Here is a 24,863-nt window from a genome sequence, read left to right as displayed (position 1 = left end):
ACGGGTTGTGTTCCAATTACCCAGCCGGACTAAATCCCATGCGCCACACGCGTGTCTGATTTTTTTCGAGCACGTACCGGCGAGAGGTTGCGAGAGTCAGTGAGGACGAAAGACCCCAGGCACACGCGGTCGGGGGAGTACACAGGCGGAAGGTTCCGGCTGGCCAACTGGCGCGTGCGCTCGAGGCTGGTCGCGCTGATCCTCATCCCCACGGTCGTGGGCGTGCTCCTCGCAGGCATCCAGTTGACCAACGCCATCGCCACCGGTGCCGAGTACCAGCGACTGACCCAGGTCGCCGAGCTGGTTCAGCGCGTCGGCGCGCTCAACCAGGAGCTGGCCAAGGAACGCACGCTCACCGCGTGGTACGTCGCCGACCGCAGGGCCGGGCGCCTCGTCCAACTCAAGACGCAGCGGCAGGCCACGGACAAGGCGAAGACCGAGGTGGTCAGCGCCGTCTCCGGCATCGACGGGGCGTACACCAGCCGCATCCAGGAGGGCGTGGCGAACATGCGCCGCTGGCTGGACGGCCTCGACAGCCTGCGTACCTCCATGTCGGGGAACGTGCCGCCCCGCGCGGCCATCGGCACGTACACCACCATGATCGACGTCTTCTCGGCGATCGAGGACAGTCTGGCCGACGGCATCAGCGACGACCATCTCCAAGGGGACGTGGCCGCGCTGGACTCCATGTCGCGCATGAAGGAAGAGGTCTCGCGCCAGCAGATCATCATGATCGTCGCACTTGTCGAGCGCCGGCTGGACAATGAGGCCTTCACCGACTTCCTGGGCTCCTGGAACAGGCAGCAGGCCGAGCTGGCCGCCTTCGAGCAGACTGTCGACGCCGACCACCTGAAGGAATACCGGCAGAGCGTCAGAGGGCTGCAGATCGACCGCGGCGACTCCATGCGGCAGCGGGCGCTGGCCCAGATGCGCGAGAACAACCGGATCAGGGACCTCGACGTCACCACCACCCGCGACCTGACCCTCTGGCACGACAGCACCACACTGGCCGTCAGCGCCATGCGCGAGGTCGAGGAGGCCATGGCCACGGAGATCGTGACCAGATCCCGCGACCTGAGCGACGCCGAGCAGCGCAGCGCGATCATCTCCGGCGCGATGATCCTCGTCCTGCTGCTCCTCGTCCTGATCATCACCACCCGCGTGGCCGGCTCGCTCGTCCGCCCGCTGCGCAGGCTGCGGGCCGAGGCGCTCCAGGTCGCCACCTCCCGCCTTCCCGAGACCGTCCGCGTGCTGCGGGAGGCCGGCGACAACGCGCGGATCCCCGAGGTTCCCTCGGTCGGCGTCAACACGCGGGACGAGATCGGTGAAGTGGCGCGGGCGTTCGACGAGGTCCACCGCGAGGCGATCAGGCTGGCCGGCGACGAGGCCAAGCTGCGGGCCAACGTCAACGCCATGTTCGTCAACCTGTCGCGGCGCAGCCAGACGCTGGTCGAGCGGCAACTGCAGCTCATCGAGGGCCTGGAGCAGGGCGAGGAGGACGAGCAGCGGCTCGCGAACCTCTTCCGCCTCGACCACCTGGCCACCCGCATGCGCCGCAACAGCGAGAACCTCCTGGTCCTCGCCGGCCAGGAGGCCGCGCGCAAGTGGAGCGAGCCGGTGCCGCTGGTCGACATCGCCCGGGCCTCGCTCTCCGAGGTCGAGAACTACGAGCGCGTCCACATCCAGATCCCGTCCGGCACGCTGATCGTCGGCCCGGCCGTCACTGACGCCGTCCACCTGCTCGCCGAGCTGATCGAGAACGCGATCTCGTTCTCCCCGCGGGAAAGCAAGGTCACGGTCACCAGCACACCCGCCGAGGGCGGAATGCTCGTGACGATCAACGACGTGGGCATCGGCATGAGCCAGGAGGAGCTCGCCGAGGCGAACTGGCGGCTGGCCAACCCGCCGGTCGTGGACGTGTCGGTGTCGCGGCGCATGGGCCTGTTCGTGGTCGGCCGCCTGGCCCTGCGGCACGGCGTCAGGGTGCAGCTCAGCATGCGGGAGACGGGCGGCCTGAGCGCGCTGGTCATGCTGCCCGACATGCTCATCACCAACGGGGCCGGGGTGCCCCAGCCGGGCGGGCAGTACGAGGCGTTCACCTCGTTCGACCCGAGCATGTTCGGCCAGCCGTCGACGAACGGGTCGGGCCCGCGTCACTCGCAGCCCGGGGACTCGTCCGACCACGTCGTGGACACGCAGTGGCCGGGTTCGGTTCCCGCGCCGGGGACCGGCAACTGGCCGTCCTTCGGTGACCAGCCCGTCTACGGTGACCAGCCCGCTTTCGGTGAGCAGCCCGCTTTCGGTGAGCAGCCGATGGCGTTCGGCGACAGGCCGCCGGCCTTCGGGGACCAGCCGCCTGCCGGTGGGGTGGACGAGCCGCGCTGGCCTTCGTTCGCCGAGGAGCCTTCGCCCGGGGCGCCGCAGGAGGAGCACCGCTGGTTCGCCGAGGAAAACCGGTGGCCGTCGTTCGCGGAGGAGCCTTCGCCGCCCGAGCCGGTGCAGCCCCAGTCGTTCGCGGAGAACCGGTGGCCGTCGTTCGCCGAGCAGCCGCCGCCCCTGCAGGAGCAAGAGCCGCGCTGGCCGTCGTTCTCCACCGAGCCGCCGAAGGAGCAGGAGGAGCCGCCCCGGTGGTCGTCCTTCTCGGACCCGCTGCCGGGCAGGTCGATGTTCGATACCGATGAGCGGCAGTCGCGGCCGGGCCTGGACCACGGCTTGCCGTTCGCGGAGGAGCCCAGGCACGCCGACAGGTTCGGGCAGAACGGGCAGTCCGACTACGGGCCGTTCGGACGGGGGGACTACTCCTCCCAGGACATGACCGGGCCGCTCCCCGTGGTGCGCACCTCGCCCATGGAGGAGCAGGGCGAGGAGTTCCTGCCGATCTTCTCGTCGGTCGGTTCGGACTGGTTCCGGCGGCCGGACCCCGACGTGCTGAAGCCGCGTACCGAGCCGGAGCCTTCGTACGAGGAGGACACCGCCACGGTGCGTCGGGCGGTGCACGCCGATCCGCCCTCGGCTCCGGCCGTGCCTTCGCCCCCGGCCCAGTCCGCCGCCGACACCGCGGGCAGGTCGTCGCTGCCGCAGCGCAAGCCCGGGGCGTCGGGGGTGAGCGCGTCCTGGTCCTCGCCCGCGGACTCCGGTTTCCAGGCCGCGCAGGCCGCGGCGCAGCCCGCGCAGGGCGGCACGACCCCTTCGGGCCTGCCGCGCCGCGTCCCCAAGGCCAACCTGGTGCCCGGTACGGCGAGCCTCGCCGAGCCCCAGCCCACGTCACCGGCGCCGCAGATTTCGCCTGAGCGGTTGCGCAGCCGGCTCTCCAGCTTCCAGCAGGGTGTCCGGCAGGGCCGAGCGTTCACCCGCGGAGACGAAAATGAGGAGGACTAAATGAGAGAGATGAGTCAGGGAGCGCGCGGCATAAGCTGGCTGATCACGGACTTCGTGAACAACGTGCCAGGCGTTGCGCACACGGTCGTGGTGTCGTCCGACGGCTTGCCGCTGGCCTTCTCCGAGGGGTTCCCCAAGGACCGGGCCGACCAGCTCGCGGCGGTCGCCTCTGGTGTGATCAGCCTGACCCAGGGCGCCGCTCGGGTCTTCGAAGGCGGAATGGTGACCCAGACCGTCATCGAAATGCAACGTGGGCTCCTTATGATCATGTCCATCAGTGATGGGTCCTGCTTGGCGGTCCTCGCCGCTCCCGACTGCGACATGGGTCTGGTGGCGTACCAGATGACCCTGCTGGTCGAGCGGGCGGGGCAGGTCCTGACTCCGGCCGTACGCGCAGAGCTGCAAGCGGCACGCCCCCGCTAACGGGGGTGCGTGACAGGAGATCATGGTGACAGGTCAGGGTTGGGCTGGTGATAGCACTCCGCCGCATCCGGCGGCTCCCCGTCCGCAGAAGCAGAGCTCCCTGGTACGGCCTTATGCCGTGACCGGGGGGCGCACTGCACCGCGGATGAAGTTCGCCATGGAGGCGCTGGTGTCCTCCGTGACGTCTGAATACCAAGACATTTCCCTACTCAGTCCGGAGTATCAGGCAATCATCCAACTGACCCGGAACGTCCGGTCGGTTGCCGAGATCTCCGCCCTTCTAAAGCAGCCCCTCGGCGTGGTCCGGGTGCTGATCGCCGACATGGCGTCGGAGGGCCTGATCCGTGTGCACCAGCCTGTGCTGGACGCCGGAAAGCCGGACCTGAACTTGCTCGAAAGGGTGCTCAGTGGACTTCGCAGGCTCTAGCCCCGGCCTAACCTCGACGAAGATCGTCGTGGCCGGGGGCTTCGGCGTGGGGAAGACGACGTTCGTGGGTGCGGTCTCGGAGATCCTCCCGCTCACCACGGAAGCCGTGATGACGGACGCGTCCGCGCACGTGGACGACGTCTCCCTCACGCCGAACAAGACGACCACGACCGTCGCCATGGACTTCGGCCGCGTCTCGCTCGACCGTGACCTGATCCTGTACCTGTTCGGCACGCCCGGGCAGCACCGGTTCTGGTTCATGTGGGACGACCTCGTACGAGGGGCGATCGGCGCGGTCGTCCTGGTGGACACCCGCCGCCTCGCGGACAGTTTTCCGGCCATCGACTATTTCGAAGAGGCGAAACTGCCGTTCGTGATCGGTATCAACGGCTGGGACGGGCAGTTCGCGCACGCGGAGGAGGAGATCCGGGAGGCGCTGTCGATCGGCGGTCACATACCGATCGTGCGGCTGGACGCGCGGCAGCGCGAGTCGGTCAAGTCGACCCTGATCACCCTGGTGGAGCATGCTCTGACCCGTCACATGCACACGCCCGTATAGACGTTCGCACTCTGGGTGCCGCCTTGTCGTAGGTGGGCCGGCGGCACCCTCCTCCAGCTCAAGCGTCGCTCGGCCCCGGTCTCCAGCCGATGCCCTGGGCCCAGGCGTCCGCCTGACGCAGAATGTCCCAGACGAACGGCTCCTTGGCCGCGACGTACTTCTGCCGCGCATCCCCGGACTCCGCCGCACACCGCCGTTTCACGTCCGCGAACTCGGACGCGGCGGCGGGGTGGGCGCGCAGGTAGTCGCGGAACAGCAGAGGGAGTTGCTGGGAGAAGGTGCCGGCTTCGCGCACGTGGACATGGGTGCGGCGACTTCCCGGCGCCTCCCGGAAGTAGCGCTTGGTCAGCTCCGGGTTGTCCGGCCGATGCACCAGACCGACGCCTTCCAGCGGTGCCTTGAAGGCGTCCAGCGGCTCGAATGACCGCACGGAGATCTGAACGTCGATCACCGGCTTGGCGGCCAGGCCGGGCACCGAGGTGGAGCCGATGTGATCGATCCGCGCCGCGGCGTCGCCGAGCACCTCACGCAACACTCCGCCCAGCGTCGCGAACTGCGCCGGCCACGCGGGATCGTAGTCCACGATCTCGACGGGATCTCCCACGCCCCGATTGTGCCACCCGCCTCTCCGCCCCGCTCGCACCTGCCCTCTCAGCCACTCGTGCAGGTTGTGCGGGAGGTGTTCCAGGAAGAGCACGCGGCTCGCCGGAGTGCCTCGCTGCGGTCGCGGACCGCAGCGCCGACCTCCCGCCGATCCCCGAACCGCTGCGCAGGGCCCGGGCGGTGGCGACGTGTTGTACGCGGTGAGACGCGACATTGATCTCTCTATCCGGGCACTCCAGACAATCAACCACGTTGCAGCAGATGGTCGGCAGCCGGGATCATGGATGAGTGTCGCGGAGCTCGTCGGATCGGGCGCGTCGGTTGTGGGCGGACTTGGCGTGTGTCCCAGTCGTGTTTCCCAGGCGTGGTGAGGCGAGCGTCGTCGCCTCGCCTGGTTCGTGGCTGTGCCCGCCGGGATGGGCGGGCATCGTCGCCCTGGACGGCGCCCTTCTGAGCACCGTGCCCGAGGACGCCCTGATCGAGCCGTTGCGCGGCGCGTTGCTCCGGCACCTCGGAGAGACGGAGATCGATCTTGCTCGGCTCGCGGGTCAACTGCCGGTGCAGGACGTCCTGGGCCCGGCGACGCTGGCGTATCTCGATGCTGAGGACTTCGCCGCCGCCCATATCGACGGTGAGGTCGAAAGTCTTCCGGCGGGGCATCGGGACGTCCAGGCTCTGATCGCCTCGGTGGACGAGCAGGACGCCGATGAGTGCGGTCTTGACGAGGTTGTTTCGCCGGTCTTCGTGCTCCGCGAGGGGCGCGACGTGATCGCGGCTGCGGGATATGGGCCGTGGCTGGATGCGGCGGCGCACATGGCGGTCTTGACCGCTTCGGGGTATCGGGGGCGTGGACTGGCTCGCCTGGTGGCCTCGGCGGCGGTGGCCGACGCGCTCGCCAACGGCTTGTTGCCGCAGTGGAGAGCGCGTCCGGAGCCGTCGCGACGAGTCGCTCGGGCGCTGGGCTTCAGGGAGTACGGTGCGCAGATCAGCGTTCAGCTGAGGACCTGATCTCTCGGCCCGTCCTATCGTCTTGCCGCACTACTCGCGCCGCCGAACGGCTCGTGATCAGATCCGTGGTGAGCCGGGGCATACGCGAGCTCGCTGCTGGATCACCGGGACTATGAGATCTTCCGGATCGTGAGCCGCACCGTGTTCGCGTGGTCGCCCGCGCGGGTGAAGGCCACCGAGCTGTCCTGAACGACCTGGCCGCGCCAGCCGCACTCGCAGGCCGCCGCGTACTCTGCGCCCCCGCCGAACTCCTCGATGAAACCACAGTGCCGGCGGCCGCGCGCCGGCCCGGCGACCGCGTAACGGCCCATTCCCAGCACCGCCACGGCGCCCCAGGCGGTGATCATCGCCGCGGCGCCCACGAGCTCGGCCTGACCGGGGTCCGCCAGCGGAAGCGGGAGCCGCACGCTGTATGCCGCCATTGCGGCCGCCACCAGCAGCCCCAGCGCGATGACCAGGGCCAGCGTGTTCAGTGCCGTCCGGCGTGTCCTGCGGAAGAGCACCGGGAAGGAGACGAGGGCCACGAGCCCCGTGCCGATCACGGCGCCCGCCGTGAGACGCGGCCAGAACTCGGCCTGGTCGGCCACCTGCTGCCAGAGGATCACGGGAATCGCGCCGATGAGCAGGGCACTCGCCGGGAACGCCACCCAAAAATGCTGGTCCACGCGTTCATCGAGCTTCCCCATACCGGAGGGAACGGCCTACGGGGAGTGCTGATTCCGCTTCACAGGGATTATTGACCCTGTCAGGAGCGTCAGTGATGATCAACAGCGATGCCCCCGCCGAAAGGTGAACACGTGCGCTCCATCGCAGGCAAGATCGTGGCCTTAGCCGCCGTCTCCCTGACCGCTTTACTCCTGGCCCCACCCCCCGCCTCCGCCGCCGCCCAGCTCATCGGCAACGGCACCTTCACCGGCTCCACCGCCCCATGGACCGCGATCGGCCAGACGACGGTCGCGGCCGACTCCGGGCGCATGCGGGTGGATGTGAAGAGGGCCGTCGCCAACCCTTGGGACGCCATGGTCGCCGCGCCCTCCACCGCCGCACTCAACCCCGGCAAGAGCTACACGTTGTCGTTCGACGCGTACTCCGACACCGTCTTCACGGCCCGCGCCACTGTCCAGTACGTGGCCACCCCGAGCACCAATCAGTCCTTGGCCACGAACGTGCAGCTCACGACGGCGAGCAAGCGATACAGCATTCCCTTCGTGGCCGCTGCCGCGACCGACACGGCCGCCGAGGTGACCTTCCAACTCGGCGGCTCCGGCGGGGTCCCGACGGTCCGCTTCGACAACGTGTCGCTGATGGAGACGCAGACGACCCGCCCGACCGCCCTGTACGTCTCCACCGGCTCGAACCCCGCCAGGTGGGCCGACGACCACGCGGGCACGCCAGAGGCGGACGCCATCCAGGCGCACATCGCCAGCAAGCCGATCTTCGAGTGGTTCGGCGGCTGGTACGGCGACCTCACGCTGGCCGTGGACTCCTACGTCGGTGCCGCCCAGGCTGCGGATCGGCTGCCGATGCTGGTGGCGTACAACATCCCCAACCGTGACGCCTGCGCGGGGCACTCCGGCGGAGGCGCGGGCGACGCCACCGCCTACCACAACTGGATCACCGAGTTCGCCGGGGCCATCGGCAGCAGGCACGCGATCGTCGTGCTGGAGCCGGACGCGGTGGCCGCCGCCGAATGCGTCGCCAAGATCGGAAAGGACCCGGAGGATCAGTATCGGATGTTGCTGGACGCCACCCAGGTGCTGCGCGCCCAGGCACCCAATGCCTGGGTCTACCTCGATGCGGGCAACGCCACCTGGATCTCGGCCGACCGTATGGCACCGATGCTGGTCAAGTCCGGCATCGCCAACACCCGCGGCTTCTCGCTCAACGTGTCCAACTACATCACGACCGACGACAGCGAGGCGTACGCCACCGCGCTCAACGGTCGCCTGTCCGGCACGGTCGGCGCCAAGCCGTACGTGATCGACACCAGCCGCAACGGCAACGGCCCGTACACGGACCCGACCCCCGAGGACAACTGGTGCAACCCGCCCGAGCGCCGGCTCGGGACGCCACCCACCCAGCAGGGGAGCGGCGCCGAGTACCTCCTCTGGGTCAAGGTGCCCGGGGATTCCGACGGACAGTGCGGCATCGCTCCGCCGAACACCCCGGCCGGGAAGTTCAGCCCCGAGCTGGCGATGGCACTGATCAACGGCGGTTCCTGACGCGCCGCCGGGCTCAGGGGAGCTCGTGGCAGCGGCGGACCGCCACGGGCTCACCGGCTCCGGCGACGATCTGACGGGCCAGTTCGAGCGCTCTCGCCTCGTCCACGACGTCCACCAGCCACCAGCCGGCCAGCGACTGCTCGGGATCGGTGAACGTGCCGTCCCGGGTGGCCACCGCGCCGTCCTCGATGCTGACGACTTTCGCGTTCGGGGCGAGTGCCAGACCCTCGTCGGCCAGCAGCTCACCGGACTCCTTGAGCCCCGTGGTGAACTCGGTCATGAACTTGATCATCTGCTGGACCCATTCCCGGGACTTGGCGCTCAGCGCGGACTCGTCGCCGAACTGCATCAACATGTATTTCATCGCATCCCTTTCGTCGCGAGCACGTCGTCGAGCCGCTCGTAGCCCTCGGCCACCCCGCGGGCCATCGGGGAGAGGATCACCAGGTCGCGCGCCTGCCGGGAGGCGAACAGGTGCGTCGTGGTGAGCGTGGTGGTGCCGCCCTGCTCGGCGAAGTCGTGGCTGACCAGCGCTTCGCCCGGATACCAGTGGTCGTCGAACGACTCCGTGTACGACAGCCGCGAGGGTGTGACGATCTCGCGGTAGACGCCGCCGGAGGCCATGGTGGCGCCGCCCGGCCCCTGCCAGACGAACCGCCACACGCCGCCCACCCGCAGGTCGATCCGCGCGTCGACGATGTCCCAGCCCTTCGCGCCGTACCAGCGGGAGATCAGCTCCGGCCTGGTCCACGCGGCGAAGACCAGGTGGCAGGGGGCGTCGAACGACCGCTTCATGACGATCGCGCGGTCCGACGGCGTCGCGACGGTCAGGGCCGCCACTGCGGATCCCGCCCGATGAAGGCCAGCAGCTTGTCCTGATCGGAGGCGTCCTCCGCGACCTTCACCTCCGGGCCGAACACCTCGATCCCCGGTCCGAACGCGCCCGGCGTCCGGAACTTCTCCAGCAGCTCGCCGGGAATCGCGCGCATCGCCGACCAGGCCCGCTCGACGTCTTCGGGGTCCATGGTGTCGTCCTGGGAGGTGGCGCGGGCGAGGTCCCAGCCGTGCGGCGGGAGGTCGTCGCTGACGACCTGGTCGATGTGCCGCTCCGCCGTCATCCGGCCGGTCGGCGTGTCGCACTCCCGGCCGGCGAGTGACGGGTCCTCCAGGATCGCCTCCACGTCGGCGCGGGCGGCGCGGAAGGCCGCCACCGGGTCGTCGTCCACCGACGGCGCCGGGCTGAGAGAACGCCCGAGGGGCCGCAGCATCGCCCCATGCATGTCCACGATGTGCCGCACCACGTCCGTGGCCGTCCACTTCTCGCACGGAGACGGGTTGGACCACTGGTCCGGACGGACGGACACGACCTTGCGCTCGAACGCGTCGGCCCGGCGCCGGTAGCGATCGGTTGTCTCACTGCTCATGGGTGTCGCCTTTCTTGAGCTCGTCGAGGAGGACGTCGAGGCTCTCGTAGCGGTCCTCCCAGAACTCCCGGTAGCTCTCCAGCCAGTCGGTCGCCTCCTTGAGCGCACCGGCCTCCAAGCGGCAGGGACGCCGTTGCCTGTCCCTGCCGCGGGAGATCAGCCCCGCCCGCTCCAGGACCTTGAGGTGTTTGGAGATCGCCGGCTGCGTCATGGCGAACGGCGCCGCCAGCTCCATCACCGTGGCCTCGCCCGCCCTGAGCCGGGCCAGGATCGCCCGGCGCGTCGGATCGGCGAGCGCCGCGAAGGTGGCATCGAGACTTTCGGTACTCACATCACCAAGTATTAATATAACCGATCGGTTGTCAAATGGGGTCGGCGGACGACATCCAGGAGGCGGCCCTCGATTGTCGGAGGCGGATGTCATGATCGGGCACATGCCGATTCCCAGAGCCGTCGCCGTGGTGGTCGACGGGCCCCGAGTGCTGATCATCAAGCGCTTCCTCAGGCAGGCGCGCTCCGAGGGCTGCGCCATGTGCGACGCCGCCGGCGGGCGGGGGCCGATGTGCCCGGGGCACCACTACGCCGTGCTGCCCGGTGGTCACGTCGAGGAGGGCGAGAGCGCGGAGACGGCGGCCTTGCGGGAGCTCACCGAGGAGACGACGCTCGAGGGCAGGATCGATCGGCTGCTGTGGACCGGGCGGCACAACCGCCGCCCGGCCTCCTACTTCCTGCTGGCGGAGGTCAAGGGCACACCCGTCCTGTCCGGCAGCGAGGCCGAGGCACACGGGCCGGACAACAGCTTCGAGCTCATGTGGGTGACGGCCGACGAGTTCGACGAGCTCAACCTGCATCCCGCCGACATCCGAGAGCCGCTCGCGGCGCTGCTGGGGCACGCCGGAGGACCGGCCTGACCGAGGCCCCGCTCACATCCGCGACAGCGCGGCCTCAGACAGCCGCGTGACCGCGAACCAGGCGGCCCACCTCGGCGCGCAGGTGCACGAAGTCAGGGTGCTCGCGGGTGGTGATCTGGTCGCGGGGCTCGGGCAGGTCCACCTTGAGGTCGCCGACCGCGTGCGCGGGGGCCTTGGAGAGGACCACCACGCGGTCGCCGACGTACACGCTCTCGTCGATGTCGTGCGTGATGAGCACGATCGTCATCTGGTGGTGCCCGCGAACCTTGAGGACCAGGTCCTCCAGGTCCTCCCTGGTCTGCGCGTCCACCGAGCCGAACGGCTCGTCCATGAGCATCAGCGACGGCCGGTACGCCAGCGCCCGCGCGATCGCCACGCGCTGCTGCATGCCGCCCGACAGCTGGAACGGGTATTTGCGCTCCGCGCCCGACAGCCCGACCGATTCCAGGGCCTCGTGGGCGGCCTCGCGCCGCGCCCGCTTGTCCATGTTCTTACGGCGCAGCGGCAGCGCCACGTTGTCCACCACCGACATCCACGGGAACAGCGAGCGGCTGTAGTCCTGGAAGACCACGGCCAGGTTGTCCGGCGTCTGGCGCACCAGGTTGCCCTCGACGGTGACCTGGCCGCCCGTGGGGTTGATCAGGCCGGCGATCGAACGCAGCAGCGTCGACTTCCCGCAGCCCGACGGCCCGACGATGCACAGCAGTTCGCCCGCGGCGACGCTCAGGTTGAGACCGTCGATGGCGCGGTGCTCGTTAGGGGTGCCTGCGCCGTAGACGTGGGAGAGGTTGTCTATCTCGAGCAATGGGGGTTCCTTGGGGGCAAGACCGCAGACGGGTCGAGAGTCAGGACAAAACCATATCGGAGTGCGAAACGATGGGACATGTCCGGCGCGTAAACCTCTTTCACGTACGCCAGGCGAGCACCCGGCGCTCCACGACCAGGAAGAGCTCGTTCAGCACGTAGCCGAGCACTCCGAGCAGCACGATCCCGGCCCACATGGCGGGCAGGTCGAACATAGAGTACGCGTCCGTGAGCTGGAACCCGATGCCGTTCGTGGTCCCGGGCAGCAATTCGGAGAACACCATGACGATCAGCGACAGCGACAGCGCCAGCCGTAGCCCGGCGAACATCTTGGGCAGCGCCGACGGAATGATCACCCGGCGCAGCCGCTCGGTTCGCGACAGCCGGAACACCCGGCACGTCTGCAGGTGCAGCGGCTCCACGGAACGAGCGCCGTCGGCGGTGTTGAGCAGCACCGGCCACACGATGCTGAACATGATGAACGCCAGCTGCATCCGCAGCCCGAACCCGAACAACACCAGGAACACCGTGACCAGCGCGGGCGGCGGGATCGCCCGCAGGAACTGCAGCACTCCGTCCAGATAGTCGTACACCCGGGCCGACAACCCCAGCGCCAGCCCGAGCACGACCCCGGCCAGCGCGCCCCCGGCGAACCCGGCGGCCATCCGGCCGAGGCTGGGCAGGATGTTCTCGATGGCCTGGTCGGTCAGGAACAGCGTGCCGGGCGGCCCGGAGAACCACAACGCGTGCATCCGCGTCACGATCGTGCTCGGCGTGGGGAAGAACGCGCTGCCCGACGCTCTGGTGGCCGCCTCCCACACGAGGACCAGCACGACCAGCACCAGCCAGCGGAAGGCCGCCGTCCGCACACCCCGGCGCCGGGCGGTCCGGGTCGTCCTGACGATCCCGGTCCGTGCGGCGACCTCTGCGGTGGCCTTCATCCCTGCTCTCCCAACCGCGCGTGATGCCAGCGGAACGCCCGCCGTTCGAAGGCGACCAGCAGCGCGTTCACCGCGACCCCGAACAGCCCCACCCAGCAGACCCCGGCCAGGATGTCGGCCATCCGCGCGGGCACGGCGATGCCGGCGAAGAAGATGAACACCCCGATGCCCTCGCCCCGCCCGGCCACGATCTCGGTGCTGACGGTCAGGATCAGCGCCACTCCGGCGGCCAGCCGGACGCCGGTCGTGATGAAGGGCGCCGACGACGGCAGCGACACCCGCAGCAGCACCGACAACGGGCCGAAGCCGTACGACCTGAGCGACTCCTTGGCCACGGGGTCGACGCCGCGCAGGCCGTACATCGTGTTGTAGAGAATCGGCCACAGCGAGGCATAGACCACGAGCGTGACCCTCAGCTGCAGGCCCGTGCCGATGACGAGCGCCACCAGCGGGATCAGCGCCACGGAGGGGATCGGCCGCAGGAACTCCACGACCGAGCGGGTCGCCGCGTCGATGATCGGCACGCTGCCGAGCAGCAGGCCGAGCGGCACCGCGATCAGCGTCGCGAGGCCGAGCCCGGCGGTCCAGGCCAGCAGGCTGGTCAGGGCGTGTGCGCGGAAGGCCGGATTGGCCACGAGCGTCACCGCCCGCCCGGCGATCTCCGTCGCGGGCGGCAGGAACTCGGGATCGGCCAGGCCCGTCCGGCTGAGCAGCTCGATCAGCGCGGCGAAGGCGACGGCCCCGGCCGCCCGGCGCGACCACCGCGTGGCGGTGCCGGCCGGGCGGACGCGGGTCAGGGTCTGAGCGCTCACCCGGAGGTGGTCGGCGACATGAGCGCCTTGACGTCGATCGCCTTGGACAGCCACTTGGCCTCCAGCATCCAGTCAGCCACGCGCTGCAGGCGGACCGGGTTGTCGTTGCTGGAGAAGTACGGGAACGTGACGGTGGCGGCCGTGGCCGCGTCGATCTGGGTGAAGGTCGGCAGCACCTTGGCCACCGCCTCGCGGTTGTTCTCCATCAGCTTGGCCGCGTTGTGGATGGCCCGCTGGAACGCCGCCGCGACCTTCGGATTCTTGTCGTACCAGTCCTGGGTGCTGACGTAGCCGGAGATCGGGAACTCGGCCGCGGGACCGGAGGCCGGGTCGAGGATCTTGCGGGCGCCCTCCTTGGTGGTGGCCGCCGTGACCATGGGCTCGCCCAGGTAGGCGGCGTCGATCTGACCGCTCTTCCACGAGGGCATGATGTTCTGGAACGTCACCGCGACGTACTTGATCGAGGCCGGGTCGACGTTGTTGGCCTTCAGCACCTGCGTGAGCGCGAGCTCCTGGAAGTTGCGCAGGACGTTGACGTTGATCGTCTTGCCTTCGAGGTCCTTGGCCGTCTTGATGGGCGAGTTGGGCAGCGCCATGATGCTCAGCGAGTCGGGGGCGGCACGCGAGCCCTCGGCCAGGATGCGCAGTTTGAGCGCGCCCTTGTCATGGGCGGCGAACATCGACACGTAGTTGCCGAACATGGCGTCGATCTCGCCGTTCAGCATCATGGGAATGGCTTCGGGCGCGGCCTGGACCACCTGCGGGGTGACCTCCAGCCCCTCCTTCTCGAAGAGCTTCTGGTCGATCGCGACGTAGAGGGCGGCGCTGTCGATGGCGGGCAGAGTAGCGATCTTGATCTTGGTCTTCTCCAGACCGCCTGCGGCGGTGGCGGCCGGTGGTGCGCTGGCGGTCGTGGAGCCGCCCGTGCTGCACGCGACGGCGCCGAGTGTCAAAGCTAATCCGATGATGGCGGCCCTGGCGGGACGGCCAAGCCTCATGTCAGGGACTCCCTTCAGATGGAGCCAGGGGGGACCGGGCGGCTTCTGCTGCCGGAGGCTGCGTGCCTGACGCACAACAGGGATCGACCGTAGCACCAAATTGGTGGTCATTATCGCGAAGATAACACTTGTGGTTGCAATGTCCGATTGCCGCTATATCGTGAATTTTGACGGACCGTAAGAAACTTAGTGTTTGTCCTTTTTGGGAAAGGTGGTGGCGGCGGGACTTCGGATACGGATGATACAGGGCGTTCGATCTTGTCCGCGGGTCTGGATTCGGCTCGCGGGATGATCTCTCGCTGCCTGTTTCCCCAGGTGGATGGCGGTCTACCGATTCTGTCGTATTTTTCGGACAATACGGGATAAACACCTCATCGGGGCACTTTCGGTGGTTGGCCCGTGCTAACCCGTGTGCTCAAATGGCGCTTATCTCGACGTACATATTGCCCCACGTGCATTTACCTGCATGTCACCGAGAATTCCCCTCCGGGGCGAGAGGTTGCGAAGGCAAGTGAGAACGCAGAGCGCTGAAGCTTCCGCTGACCGCGAGCCGCACGCGCACCAGAAGCGACGGCTGTCCAAACCTTCCTCTGGAAGGTTCGGACTGGGCAACTGGCACGTGCGGTCGCGCCTCGTCGCGCTGATCGTCGTTCCCACGGCCGTGGCCGTGGGACTCGGCGGGCTGAACGTGATCACCTCGCTCAACGACGCCAACACCTACCAGAACCTCCGCGAGGTCGCCGAGCTCAGCGAGCAGCTCGGGGCCGTCACCCACGAGCTGTCCTTCGAACGCGACGAGACCGCGCTCTACATCGCCCAGGGACGCCCCCAGAACCGCGAGGCCCAGCTGCGCACCACCTACAGCGGCGTGAACGGCCTCATCGAGGAGGCCGAGCAGCGGGCGCGCGGGCTCATGGACACCCATGCCGAGGCCGTACGACCGGTGCTGCGGCGCCTGGACGAGATCCCCACGCTGCGCGACACGGCGGTCAACGGGAAGATCCAGCCGCTGCCGGTGATCCGGAAGTACTCGGAGATCATCGCGACCCTCCTGCAGTTCCACGGCCAGGTCGGCCAGGTCGCGGTGGACGACGAGGTCGCCCGCAGCGCCGGCTCGATGGCCGCGATCGCCCGGGCCAAGGAGCAGGCGTCCAAGCAGCGGGGCATCCTGGCCAGCGCGCTGGACAAGAAGAGCTTCGACAGCGGCGAGCTCGACGCGCTCACCGACGCCAAGTCGCGCGAGGAGAGCGAGGAGACCCTGTTCGCCACGCTGGCCAACCTCGACCAGCTGGAGCTCTACCGCAACACGGTCGTCGGCAGGGACGTCGACCAGACAGACCTGTTCCGGCTCCGGGCCATGGCGCAGTCGGCCGAGGGCAAGGAGCTGAGCATCGGCGTGCCGTCCAACAGGGACGTGACCACGTGGTTCGAGGCCAGCACAGGCAAGATCGACGCGCTCCGCACCGTGGAGAAGGACCTGGCCTCCTCCGTGATCCTGCGGGCCCGCACCCTGGAAGAGGGCGCCAACCGATCGGCGATGATCTCCGGCGGACTCATCCTGATCCTCCTGCTCGCGGTGCTCGCGATCATCTCGCTCATCGCCCGCTCGCTCATCAGGCCGCTGCGCAGGCTGCGCCGCGAGGCGCTCGACATCGCCGAGCAGCGGCTGCCCGAGACCGTGCAGCAGCTGCGCGAGAGCGGCGACGGCACGGTCGGTCCCGTCGTCCCGATCGGCGTGAACACGCACGACGAGATCGGTGAGGTGGCGCGGGCGTTCGATGAGGTGCACCGCGAGGCGGTCCGGCTGGCCGGCGAGGAAGCCCGCTTGCGCAGCAACGTCAACGCGATGTTCGTGAACCTGTCGCGGCGCAGCCAGACGCTGGTCGAGCGGCAGATCACCCTCATCGACGGGCTGGAGCAGGGAGAGCAGGACGAGCAGCGGCTCGGCAACCTGTTCAAGCTCGACCACCTGGCCACCCGCATGCGCCGCAACAGCGAGAACCTGCTGGTGCTGGCCGGCCAGGACCCGCCGCGCCGGTGGAGCCAGCCGGTGAAGCTGGTCGACGTGGCGCGGGCGTCGCTGTCGGAGGTGGAGAACTACGAGCGGGTGGTGCTCCAGGTGCCCGACGGCGTCTCGGTGGCCGGCCAGGCCGTCAACGACGTGATCCACCTGCTCGCCGAACTGGTGGAGAACGCGTTGTCGTTCTCGCCGAGGGAGACGCGCGTGACGGTGTCGGGCAGCAGGATCGACGGCGGCGGCGTGATGCTGTCGATCACCGACTCCGGCATCGGCATGACGCAGGAGGAGCTGATCCAGGCGAACGAGCGGCTGACGGACGCGCCCAGCGTGGACGTGTCGGTGTCGCGGCGCATGGGCCTGTTCGTGGTCGCCAGGCTGGCGCACCGGCACGGCATCCGGGTGCAGCTGCGCCCGCACGCCTCCGGCGGCCTGACCGCGATGGTGCTCATCCCGGAGAACATGCTGGGCTCGCAGGCCCCGACCTTCCCGGGCCAGCCGTCCTACTCAGGCAACCAGCCCCCGTCGTTCAACCCGCCGCCCATGTTCGCGGGCGACCCGCCCTCGCCGCTCGCCGGCGATCAGCCGTCGCCGTTCAACAAGCCGCCCGCGTTCGCCGGCGATCAGCCGCTGGCCTTCTCCGGTGCGGGGAGCGGCAGGGACGAGCCGTACTCGGGGCCGCATCCCGCGCCCCCGGCCACGGACTGGCCGGCGCCGCCGACGTTCCAGATGGGGCCCGGCCACCCGTCCTTCCCGTCCAACCCGGAGGCGGGTGGCTGGCCGGCGCAGCCCCAGTGGCAGCCCGACCCGGGCGCCTGGCCTTCCGAGCCACGCGTCGTCGGCGGATTCGACAACGACGTCTGGTCGACGCCCCGCGGCTCGTCCTGGAACGGCGGCAGCCTGCCCAAGCGTCCCACGCCCCCTGAGCCGCCCCCCGGCGGCTGGAACGGCGACACCATGCCGCCGCAGCGGCCGGGGTTCGGCATCTCCGAATCCGAGTCGGCGTCGACGGGTCCCATGCCGTCGGCCGCGCCGGCCTCCGGCGGGGACGACTACCTGCCGATCTTCGCCGCGGTGGAGTCCGCCTGGTTCGGGCGTGACAAGAGCTGGAACTCGACCAAGGCGGACGAGGGCTGGAACGCGGCCGAGGCGGTCGTGGAGCCGGTACGCGGCGAGTCGACGGCGGCCGGGCTGCCCAAGCGGGTGCCCAAGGCCAACCTGGTGCCCGGCTCGGCGGCCACGGCGACCTCGCCGAAGGGCGTGACGCCGATGCCGTCGGTGTCGCCGGACCGGGTGCGCAACCGGCTCTCGAGCTTCCAGCAGGGATTCCGGGCGGCGCGTGACGACATCAGCGAGGGCAGAGCGCTGCCCTCGAGTCCCTCGAGCCGTTGGAGCGACGACAGAGAGGAGGGCGCATGAGCGAGCGAAGCGAGCGACCCATTGAACACAGCCGAGTCTCGTTCATGGGACCGGCGGAGGAGGGCCCATGAACGATCTGAGCCACGCGGCACGCGGGGTGGACTGGTTAATCACCGACTTCGTCAGCACGGTACCGGGCGTCGCGCACGCGGTGGTCGTCTCATCTGACGGGCTGCCGCTGGCGGCCTCGTCCGGCTTCCCGGCCGACCGGGCTGATCAGCTGGCCGCCATCGCGTCGGGCCTGGTGAGCCTGACGCAGGGCGCGGCCAGGGTGTTCGAGGGCGGTGCGGTCAATCAGACGATCGTGGAGATGCAGCGCGGGCTCATGCTGATCATGTCGATCAGCGACGGCTCGTGCTTGGCGGTGCTGGCCGCCCCGGACTGCGACATGGGTCTGGTGGCGTACCAGATGACGCTGATGGTCGATCGCGCCGGCCAGGTGCTGACCCCGGCTGTGCGCGCGGAGCTGCGTGCCAGCCAGACCAGGTGATGTACGTGTCAGACCCCACATGGACCAGCGGCGGTTGGGCGCCAGAGTCACAGCCCCACTCACAGCCCCAGTCCCAGTCGCAGCTGAACCCAGATCCCGCTTCGCCCGTCCGCCCGTACGCGGTGACAGGTGGACGGACGGCGCCGCGGGTCAAGCTGGCGATGGAGGCTCTGGTGTCCTCGGCCACGGCCGAGCAGCGGGAGTTCTCGCATATCACGCCGGAGTACCGGGCGATCAGCGAACTGTGCCGGCAGGTCCGGTCCGTGGCGGAGGTGTCGGCCCTGCTGCGGATCCCTCTCGGCGTGGCCCGCGTGCTGATCGCCGATATGGCGGCCGAAGGCCTGGTCCGCGTGCATCAGCCACAGCTGGACGCCGGTCGGCCCGACGTCAATCTGCTCGAAAGGGTGCTCAGTGGACTTCGCAGGCTCTAGCCCCGGCCTCACCTCGACGAAGATCGTCGTGGCCGGGGGATTCGGGGTGGGCAAGACGACGTTCGTCGGTGCGGTGTCGGAGATCATGCCGTTGACCACGGAGGCGGTGATGACCGACGCCTCCGCGGGGATCGACGACCTGGGCATGACGCCGCTGAAGTCGACCACGACCGTGGCGATGGACTTCGGCCGGGTCTCCCTCGATCGTGACCTGATCCTGTACCTGTTCGGCACGCCCGGGCAGCACCGGTTCTGGTTCATGTGGGACGACCTCGTACGCGGCGCGATCGGTGCCGTCGTGCTGGTGGACACGCGCCGTCTTGCCGACAGCTTTCCGGCGATCGACTATTTCGAAGAGGCCCAGCTGCCGTTCATCGTGGGCGTCAACGGCTGGGACGGCCAGTATCCGCACAGCGACTCCGAGGTGCGCGACGCCCTGACGCTGGCGCCGCACATCCCGCTGGTGCGGCTCGACGCCCGCAAGAAGGACTCGGTGAAGAGCACACTGATCAACCTCGTCGAACATGCCCTCTCGGTGCGGATGGCCGTGCCGGGCTGGGGCGGCTAGCGAAGAGGCCCCCTCCGTCACCTGTACTGTCTAAAGGTCATTGTGGTGATGGAAAGGGGAGCCATCCCGCGTGCTGGAGGGCCGGTTCGGCTTCTTCCAAGCGTCTCTGATCGGTTTAGCGATCCTGAGGAATAGTGCACGGCGAAATGCCGGGCATGCACCGATCGTCTTCGTGCCCTGGTGCCGGTGGGCAAAGCCCCCGGCCCGTGTGGCACGTCCCTTCGGACGCCATCGGTCCAGCGTGCACGGCTATGGGACCGAGGAGGGTGCCCTGCGTAGGTCTACAAGCCCTACCCGGCGAACCACTTCACGCATCCGGCCATCGACTGCGCCCTGGCGCTCCCGGCCGGCGGCCTGACCCCGGGCGAGGCCGAGGACATCGAGCTCGGAGTGGCCGGCCCGGTGCTGCGGACGATCATCGACAGTACGTCGACCGGTCTGCGCAGGTACTTGTACTCGAGCATGAGGTCCGCCAGGTTCTGCAGTCGAGCCGGATCGAGGCGGCTCGGGTAGGAGCCCAGGGTGATCTCCGAGGCGGTCTTGGCGTCGATCATCGTGTACATCGGAAGCGTGGTCTCGATCGTCTTGCGGTCGGAGGCGGCGAGCTGCTGCGCCTTGGAGATCGCCCGCTGGAACGCGGCCATGGTCTTCGGGTGCCGCAGCACCCAATCACCGGTGGCCATCCACCCCGCGACGGGCAGGTCCGCCGTCCGGCCCGTCATCGCGTCGGCCAGCGTACGGAAGCCGAGTGCGCCCCGGTTGGCCGCGATGAAGGGCTCGATGATCAGCCCGGCGTCGGCCTGTCCCGCGTGGATCGCCTCCCCCATCTCGGGGGAGGGCATCTCCCTGAACGTGACGTCCGCCTCGCTGAGGCCGGCCGCTCTGAGCTGCGTCGTCACGGCCAGTGTGGCGATGTTCCTGAGGCTGTTGACCAGGATCGTCCTACCCTTCAGATCGGCCACCGTCCTGATCGGGGAGTTCTTGGGGACCATGAGGGCGAAGGTGCCGGGAGCCGCCTGGAACATGTCGGCGATCAGCTTGACCTGCTTGCCCCGGCTGACGGCCCGGAACGTCGAGACGTAGTTGGCCTGCGAGATGTCCAGGAGGCCGCTCTCGATCTGCGGCAGCGCGTCCGCGCCGGTGATCGAGATGGGCTCGACCGTCAGTCCCTCCTCCCTGAAGAAGCCCTGGGCAAGGGCGATGTACAGCGCCACGGGGTAGGCGGTGGCCTGGGCTCCGACCCTGATCAAGGTCTTCTCGAGGCCGTGAACGATGGGCAGCGGCGCCTCGGCCGCGCCGCCGCATCCGGTGAGCCCGAGAACGAGCGCGAGGCCGAGGACGAACGCGCGGCCGCGGAGCCCGCGTGCCCGGGGTGCGCTGGGAATGTTCGGAGCGATCACGAGACTCCTGGGGCCAGGATGGTGTTGATGTCGTACTTCGTCTTGAGGTAGCCGAACTCCAGAATCAGGTCCGCCACGCTCTGCAGCCGGGTGGGGTTCACCGCGGTGGAGAAGCCGCCGAGCCCGGCGCCGCGATCGTGCCCCTTGACTGCCCTGGCAGCACCGGGAGCATGCCCCTGCCTGGTAGGTCGAGCCGTGCGAGGACGGATGTCAGCGGGGGACGGCCTCGATGAGGCTCGCATCCGCGCTCAGCTCGACGACGTCGCTGAGCGTCAGGTCGGCCTGGCCGAGCAGCACCGCATACTCCTCGCGGCTGCGCTCGGTGCCCCCGTTGAAGATGGCCAGCATCCGCAGGTCGATGTCCTTGCCCAGATGCGGCGTCTCGTCGTCGGGCAGCACCACTTCCAGGATCAGCACGCGGCCGCCGGGGTTCATGGCCCGGCGGACATTGCGCATGATCTTGACGGCGTCCTCGTCGTCCCAGTTGTGCAGCACGCTGGCCAGCAGGTAGACGTCGCCCCCAGGCGGCACCGAGGCGAAGAAGTCGCCGGAGACGACCTCCGTCCGGTCGGACAGGCCCTCCGCGGCCAGCGTCCGCTCCGCGTGCGCGGCGACGTGCTCCAGGTCGAACAGGATGCCGCGCATCTGCGGGTTGGCGTGCAGGACCGTGGCCAGGATGTGGCCCTTGCCGCCGGCCACGTCGACCAAGGTCGCGGTGGAGGGGAAGGAGCACCGCTTGGCCAGGGCCACGGTGAAGGTGAGGGCCCGGCGCGTCATGTACTCGTCGAACATGCTGCTCGTCGCGGGGTTCTTCGCCAAGTGGTCGTAGAGGTGGCCGTACCGCTTCACGAAGGCCGAGCTGCCCTCCCGCACCGTGGCGGGGAGCATGCCGATGGCGTACCAGAAGCTCTCCTCGCCGAGCATGCGGATCGAGGAGCGGACCGAGTCGGGGACGTCCGAGCGCAGGGCGGTGCCCTTCGCGGTGAGGTCGTGGGCGTCCGTGCCGGCGGGGCGGACCAGGTCCATGCCGGCCAGTTCGCGCAGGACCCGGCGCAGCGAGGGCGCGTGCGCGCCGCAGCGCCTGGCCAGCTCGGCGGTGTCGAGCGGGCCGTTCGCCAGGTGGTCGGCCAGGCCCAGCTCCGCCATGGTCAGGAGCGCTGCGAAACGGGATAAATCGCCTACGGCTCCCCAGAGGAGGCCGTCGGAATGCGGCATGAGTCCTTCCAGATGAATCACGCGTTGCGGGTGGCCTGCCGGTGCCAGACGAGCAGGCGCCGCTCCACGAGCACGAACACGGAGTTCACGAGGTAGCCCAGCACCCCGAGCAGGGCGATCGTGGCCCACACTCCCGCGCCGTCGAAGCTGCGCTGGGCCTGCAGCAGCTGGTAGCCGATGCCGTCGGTGCTGCCGAACAGCTCCGAGATGACCATGAGGATCAGCGCGAGCGACAGGCTCAGCCGGAGCCCGGCGAAGATCTTCGGCGAGGCGGCCGGGAGGACCACCACGCGCAGGTACTGTGCCTTCGACAGGTTGAAGACCCTGGCCGTCTCGGTGTACGTGCGGTCCACGGCCCTGACCCCGTCGATGGAGTTGAGCAGCACGGGCCAGATCACGCCGAACACGATCGAGGCCAGCTGCATGGTGAGCCCGGCCTTGAACAGCACGATGAACACAGGCAGCAGCAGCGGCGGCGGGATGGCCCGGCCGAACTCGATCAGTGGGTCCACGTAGTCGGTCGCCGTCCGCGAGCGGCCGAGCACGACGCCGAGCACGATGCCGAGCACAGCGGCCAGGGCCCAGCCGCTGAACATGCGGCCGAGGCTCGGCAACAGGTTGCCCACCGCGTCGTCGGTGAGGAAGATCCGCGAGACGGGCCCGGAGAACCACAGCTCGTACATGCGGGCGACGATCGTCGTGGGCGGGGGGAAGTTGATGTCCTCCAGCCCCCGCGCGATGAGCTCCCAGGCGACGAGCACCACGGGGACGACCCAGAGCCTGGCGCCGGCCTTCACGAGGGTTTTCACGACTCCTGCGCTCCCGTCCGCATGCGGTGCCAGTGGAACAGGCGGCGCTCCCCGGCCAGCAGCGTCAGGTTCGCGATCACGCCGAACATCCCGGCCCAGAACGTCGCCGCCATCATGAGGTCCATCCGGTTGCCGCTGCTGGCCGTGACCACGTAGACGCCGATGCCGGCGGCCCCGCCGGCCAGCAGCTCGGCGCTGACCGCCAGGATCAGCGCGATGCCCGCGGCGATCCTGACCCCGGTCGCGACGAACGGGGCGGCGCTGGGCAGGCTCACCCTGGCGAGCACGGACAGCTGGCCGAAGCCGAAGCTGCGCAAGGACTCCTTGGCCTGCGGGTCCACGTCGTGCATGCCGTAGAGGGTGTTGATCAGGATCGGCCACATGCAGGCGTACACGATGACCGAGATCTTCATCAGCCCGTCCACCGGGATCAGCAGGATGGCGAGCGGGATGATCGCGACCGAGGGGATCGGGCGCATGAACTCCAGCACGGGCCTGATGGCCCGTTCCACCGGCGGCAGTGCGCCGAGCAGCACGCCCAGGGGGACGGCGATCCCGATCGCGATCAGCAGGCCGAACGCCCAGTTCGTCAGGGTCGTGCCGAGTCCCGTCAGGAAATCGGTGTCGACCAGGAGGCGCGCGGCTTCGTACAGGATGGTCGAGGGGGCCGGGAAGGTCACGTCGTCGCTCATGACGAAGCGGACGAGCAGCTCCCCGATGACAAGGAGCCCCGCGGCGCCGGCGGCGCCGCGGAGCACTCGAGTACCGGTCATCCGGCCGGAGGGGGCACGATGATGGACTTCACGTCGATCGCGCTCTTGATGTACTCGTACTCGAGCAGGAGATCGGCCACCTTCTGCAGGCGGTTCGCGGTCAGCTCGGTCGGGTAGGTGAGCGGCGTGATCACGGACGCGGTCTTCGCGTCGATCTTCGTGTACTTCGGCAGGGTAACCTCGAGCTCCTTACGGTCGGTCGAGAGGTCCTTCAGCGCCTTGGCGATCGCTCGCTGGAACGCGGCCAGCGTCTTCGGGTTCTTCTTCGCCCAGTCCTCGGTGACCGACCAACCGGAGATGGGGAAGTTCTCGGTCTGGCCGGTCATCGTGTCGGCCAGTTTGCGGAAGCCCACCGTGCTCTGGCTGGTCGTGATGAAGGGCTCGACCATCCAGCCCGCGTCGGCCAGGCCCGTGTTGAGCGCGTTGGTCATGTCGGGGAACGGGATTTCCTTGTACTTGACGTCGGCCTTGGTGAGCCCGGCCACCTTGAGCTGCGTCTCAACGGCGAGCGTGCCGATGTTGTTGAAGGTGTTGACCGCGACGGTCTTGCCCTTCAGGTCCGCCACCGTCTTGATGGGCGAGTCCTTCGGAACCATGAGGACGAACGTGTTCGGGGCGCCCTGGGAGGCCTCCGCGACCAGCTTGATCTTCTGGCCCGCGCTGAAGGCCACCAACCCCGACACGTAGTTCTGAAGCGTGGCGTCGAGGGCGCCGCTCATGAGCTTCGGCATCGCGGCCGCGCCACCGGTGATGACCTCCGGCTGGACCGTCAGGCCCTCCTGCTTGAAGTAGCCCTTGTTGATGGCGACATAGAGCGATACGGAGTCAGGGATCGGGATCGCCCCGACCTTGATGGTGGTCTTCTCCAAGCCGTTGGCGCCGGCCGACGCGCTCGTGGAGCTGTCGGAGCCGCTACAGGCAGTTAGCACTAGAGCGACTGCGACGCCGAGTACGACGGCGCTGCAGCGCAGTTTGCGTGTCATTGGGGGGGTTCTCCTACGAGGGGGAAGTCTTTGGAGATCGGCACAGGATACCGGGCGTGAAGCGTACCGGAAGGGGGATCTGATCGGGTGGCCCTGCGCCTCGTATCGCCGGGTTATCGGATCAATATGGCAGTAAGCGTCTGTAGATGTAAATATGGGGATAAAGACCGTTTGAGGGTCGTCTGTCCGAACTGGTGTTGTAGTTGCGCTCCGTGTTCGAGGGCTTGCGACGTGAACAATGTGTGAGC

General features: G+C 68.8%; 26 protein-coding genes. 11 read left to right on the top strand and 15 right to left on the bottom strand.

Features of this window, described 5'->3' with window-relative positions; all coding sequences use genetic code 11:
- Positions 1-99 precede the first annotated feature (99 nt).
- From ACIBX3_RS00555 to ACIBX3_RS00540, 4 genes are read left to right on the top strand one after another with little or no spacing between them, the layout of a single operon-like run.
- Positions 100-3,378: a nitrate- and nitrite sensing domain-containing protein gene (locus tag ACIBX3_RS00555; protein ID WP_397111613.1), complete on the top strand. Its 3,279-nt coding sequence runs from the start codon at positions 100-102 to the stop codon at positions 3,376-3,378.
- A 9-nt stretch (positions 3,379-3,387) separates the two neighbouring features.
- Positions 3,388-3,801 (top strand): roadblock/LC7 domain-containing protein, encoded by a 414-nt coding sequence (locus ACIBX3_RS00550; protein ID WP_201760494.1) that lies wholly within the window; start codon positions 3,388-3,390, stop codon positions 3,799-3,801.
- A 22-nt stretch (positions 3,802-3,823) separates the two neighbouring features.
- Positions 3,824-4,228 carry a DUF742 domain-containing protein gene (locus ACIBX3_RS00545; protein WP_397111612.1) on the top strand — a complete coding sequence of 135 codons (405 nt, stop codon included), beginning with the start codon at positions 3,824-3,826 and terminating at the stop codon, positions 4,226-4,228.
- Positions 4,209-4,787, top strand: a complete 579-nt coding sequence (locus ACIBX3_RS00540; RefSeq protein WP_397111611.1) for a GTP-binding protein — start codon at positions 4,209-4,211, stop codon at positions 4,785-4,787. Before ACIBX3_RS00545 ends, ACIBX3_RS00540 begins: the two co-directional genes overlap by 20 nt.
- A 58-nt stretch (positions 4,788-4,845) precedes the next feature.
- On the opposite strand, the gene ACIBX3_RS00535 is transcribed toward ACIBX3_RS00540, so the two are convergent.
- On the bottom strand, positions 4,846-5,391 hold the full coding sequence (locus ACIBX3_RS00535; protein ID WP_397111610.1) for a GrpB family protein: 546 nt from the start codon (positions 5,389-5,391) through the stop codon (positions 4,846-4,848).
- 458 nt (positions 5,392-5,849) lie between these two features.
- Between ACIBX3_RS00535 and ACIBX3_RS00530 the strand changes: the two genes are divergently transcribed.
- Entirely contained in the window at positions 5,850-6,398 is a 549-nt protein-coding gene (locus tag ACIBX3_RS00530; protein ID WP_397111609.1) for a GNAT family N-acetyltransferase, read from the top strand.
- A gap of 110 nt (positions 6,399-6,508) precedes the next feature.
- Here the strand turns inward: ACIBX3_RS00530 and ACIBX3_RS00525 are convergent, their stop codons facing one another.
- Entirely contained in the window at positions 6,509-7,063 is a 555-nt protein-coding gene (locus tag ACIBX3_RS00525; protein ID WP_397111608.1) for a hypothetical protein, read from the bottom strand.
- Between the two features lie 132 nt (positions 7,064-7,195).
- On the opposite strand from ACIBX3_RS00525, the gene ACIBX3_RS00520 reads away from it, so the two are divergent.
- Positions 7,196-8,620 carry a glycoside hydrolase family 6 protein gene (locus tag ACIBX3_RS00520; protein ID WP_397111607.1) on the top strand — a complete coding sequence of 475 codons (1,425 nt, stop codon included), beginning with the start codon at positions 7,196-7,198 and terminating at the stop codon, positions 8,618-8,620.
- Positions 8,621-8,633: 13 nt separating this feature from the next.
- Here ACIBX3_RS00520 and ACIBX3_RS00515 read toward each other — a convergent pair whose 3' ends face one another.
- Genes ACIBX3_RS00515 through ACIBX3_RS00500 form a run of 4 tightly spaced genes read right to left on the bottom strand, consistent with a single transcriptional unit; the run spans position 8,634 to position 10,375 of the window.
- Complete coding sequence (locus tag ACIBX3_RS00515; protein WP_397111606.1) at positions 8,634-8,975, bottom strand: YciI family protein; 342 nt, start codon at positions 8,973-8,975, stop codon at positions 8,634-8,636.
- Between the two features lie 5 nt (positions 8,976-8,980).
- Positions 8,981-9,460, bottom strand: coding sequence for an SRPBCC family protein (locus ACIBX3_RS00510; protein WP_397111605.1), 480 nt, complete (start codon positions 9,458-9,460; stop codon positions 8,981-8,983).
- A complete protein-coding gene (locus tag ACIBX3_RS00505) occupies positions 9,448-10,044 on the bottom strand; it encodes a TIGR03086 family metal-binding protein (RefSeq protein ID WP_397111604.1) in 597 nt (198 codons plus the stop codon). Before ACIBX3_RS00505 ends, ACIBX3_RS00510 begins: the two co-directional genes overlap by 13 nt.
- Positions 10,034-10,375, bottom strand: a complete 342-nt coding sequence (locus ACIBX3_RS00500) for an ArsR/SmtB family transcription factor (protein ID WP_397111603.1) — start codon at positions 10,373-10,375, stop codon at positions 10,034-10,036. The genes ACIBX3_RS00505 and ACIBX3_RS00500 overlap by 11 nt, the downstream gene beginning before the upstream one ends.
- 103 nt (positions 10,376-10,478) lie before the next feature.
- On the opposite strand from ACIBX3_RS00500, the gene ACIBX3_RS00495 reads away from it, so the two are divergent.
- Complete coding sequence (locus ACIBX3_RS00495; RefSeq protein WP_397111602.1) at positions 10,479-10,955, top strand: NUDIX hydrolase; 477 nt, start codon at positions 10,479-10,481, stop codon at positions 10,953-10,955.
- Positions 10,956-10,989: 34 nt separating this feature from the next.
- Here ACIBX3_RS00495 and ACIBX3_RS00490 read toward each other — a convergent pair whose 3' ends face one another.
- From ACIBX3_RS00490 to ACIBX3_RS00475, 4 genes are all read right to left on the bottom strand, one after another.
- Positions 10,990-11,760: an ABC transporter ATP-binding protein gene (locus tag ACIBX3_RS00490; RefSeq protein WP_397111601.1), complete on the bottom strand. Its 771-nt coding sequence runs from the start codon at positions 11,758-11,760 to the stop codon at positions 10,990-10,992.
- A 100-nt stretch (positions 11,761-11,860) separates the two neighbouring features.
- The gene (locus ACIBX3_RS00485) at positions 11,861-12,700 is read right to left on the bottom strand and encodes an ABC transporter permease (protein ID WP_397111600.1); all 840 of its coding nucleotides are present in this window, start codon (positions 12,698-12,700) and stop codon (positions 11,861-11,863) included.
- Positions 12,697-13,512, bottom strand: coding sequence for an ABC transporter permease (locus ACIBX3_RS00480; protein ID WP_397111599.1), 816 nt, complete (start codon positions 13,510-13,512; stop codon positions 12,697-12,699). Before ACIBX3_RS00480 ends, ACIBX3_RS00485 begins: the two co-directional genes overlap by 4 nt.
- Complete coding sequence (locus ACIBX3_RS00475; RefSeq protein ID WP_397111598.1) at positions 13,509-14,510, bottom strand: ABC transporter substrate-binding protein; 1,002 nt, start codon at positions 14,508-14,510, stop codon at positions 13,509-13,511. The genes ACIBX3_RS00480 and ACIBX3_RS00475 overlap by 4 nt, the downstream gene beginning before the upstream one ends.
- A gap of 619 nt (positions 14,511-15,129) precedes the next feature.
- On the opposite strand from ACIBX3_RS00475, the gene ACIBX3_RS00470 reads away from it, so the two are divergent.
- The 4 genes from ACIBX3_RS00470 to ACIBX3_RS00455 all read left to right on the top strand — a co-directional run bounded on the left by ACIBX3_RS00470 (position 15,130) and on the right by ACIBX3_RS00455 (position 19,435).
- Positions 15,130-17,946, top strand: coding sequence for a nitrate- and nitrite sensing domain-containing protein (locus ACIBX3_RS00470; RefSeq protein WP_397111597.1), 2,817 nt, complete (start codon positions 15,130-15,132; stop codon positions 17,944-17,946).
- A 67-nt stretch (positions 17,947-18,013) separates the two neighbouring features.
- Positions 18,014-18,436, top strand: a complete 423-nt coding sequence (locus tag ACIBX3_RS00465; RefSeq protein WP_020546542.1) for a roadblock/LC7 domain-containing protein — start codon at positions 18,014-18,016, stop codon at positions 18,434-18,436.
- A complete protein-coding gene (locus ACIBX3_RS00460) occupies positions 18,436-18,867 on the top strand; it encodes a DUF742 domain-containing protein (protein WP_397111596.1) in 432 nt (143 codons plus the stop codon). Before ACIBX3_RS00465 ends, ACIBX3_RS00460 begins: the two co-directional genes overlap by 1 nt.
- Positions 18,848-19,435 (top strand): GTP-binding protein, encoded by a 588-nt coding sequence (locus tag ACIBX3_RS00455; RefSeq protein WP_397111595.1) that lies wholly within the window; start codon positions 18,848-18,850, stop codon positions 19,433-19,435. The genes ACIBX3_RS00460 and ACIBX3_RS00455 overlap by 20 nt, the downstream gene beginning before the upstream one ends.
- 290 nt (positions 19,436-19,725) lie before the next feature.
- Here the strand turns inward: ACIBX3_RS00455 and ACIBX3_RS00450 are convergent, their stop codons facing one another.
- The 5 genes from ACIBX3_RS00450 to ACIBX3_RS00430 all read right to left on the bottom strand — a co-directional run bounded on the left by ACIBX3_RS00450 (position 19,726) and on the right by ACIBX3_RS00430 (position 24,561).
- Complete coding sequence (locus tag ACIBX3_RS00450) at positions 19,726-20,835, bottom strand: ABC transporter substrate-binding protein (RefSeq protein ID WP_397111594.1); 1,110 nt, start codon at positions 20,833-20,835, stop codon at positions 19,726-19,728.
- 210 nt (positions 20,836-21,045) lie between these two features.
- Positions 21,046-21,981, bottom strand: a complete 936-nt coding sequence (locus ACIBX3_RS00445; RefSeq protein ID WP_397111593.1) for a methyltransferase — start codon at positions 21,979-21,981, stop codon at positions 21,046-21,048.
- Positions 21,982-22,067: 86 nt separating this feature from the next.
- Positions 22,068-22,859, bottom strand: a complete 792-nt coding sequence (locus ACIBX3_RS00440) for an ABC transporter permease (RefSeq protein WP_397111592.1) — start codon at positions 22,857-22,859, stop codon at positions 22,068-22,070.
- Positions 22,856-23,632: an ABC transporter permease gene (locus tag ACIBX3_RS00435; protein WP_397111591.1), complete on the bottom strand. Its 777-nt coding sequence runs from the start codon at positions 23,630-23,632 to the stop codon at positions 22,856-22,858. The genes ACIBX3_RS00440 and ACIBX3_RS00435 overlap by 4 nt, the downstream gene beginning before the upstream one ends.
- Positions 23,629-24,561 carry an ABC transporter substrate-binding protein gene (locus ACIBX3_RS00430; RefSeq protein ID WP_397111590.1) on the bottom strand — a complete coding sequence of 311 codons (933 nt, stop codon included), beginning with the start codon at positions 24,559-24,561 and terminating at the stop codon, positions 23,629-23,631. The genes ACIBX3_RS00435 and ACIBX3_RS00430 overlap by 4 nt, the downstream gene beginning before the upstream one ends.
- Between the last annotated feature and the right edge of the window lie 302 nt (positions 24,562-24,863).

The sequence above is a fragment of the Nonomuraea sp. NPDC049480 genome, from assembly GCF_044465905.1.
Taxonomy (GTDB): domain Bacteria; phylum Actinomycetota; class Actinomycetes; order Streptosporangiales; family Streptosporangiaceae; genus Nonomuraea.
The sequence above is the reverse complement of the archived record's forward strand: the minus strand, read 5'-3'. Positions and strand labels throughout refer to the sequence as shown.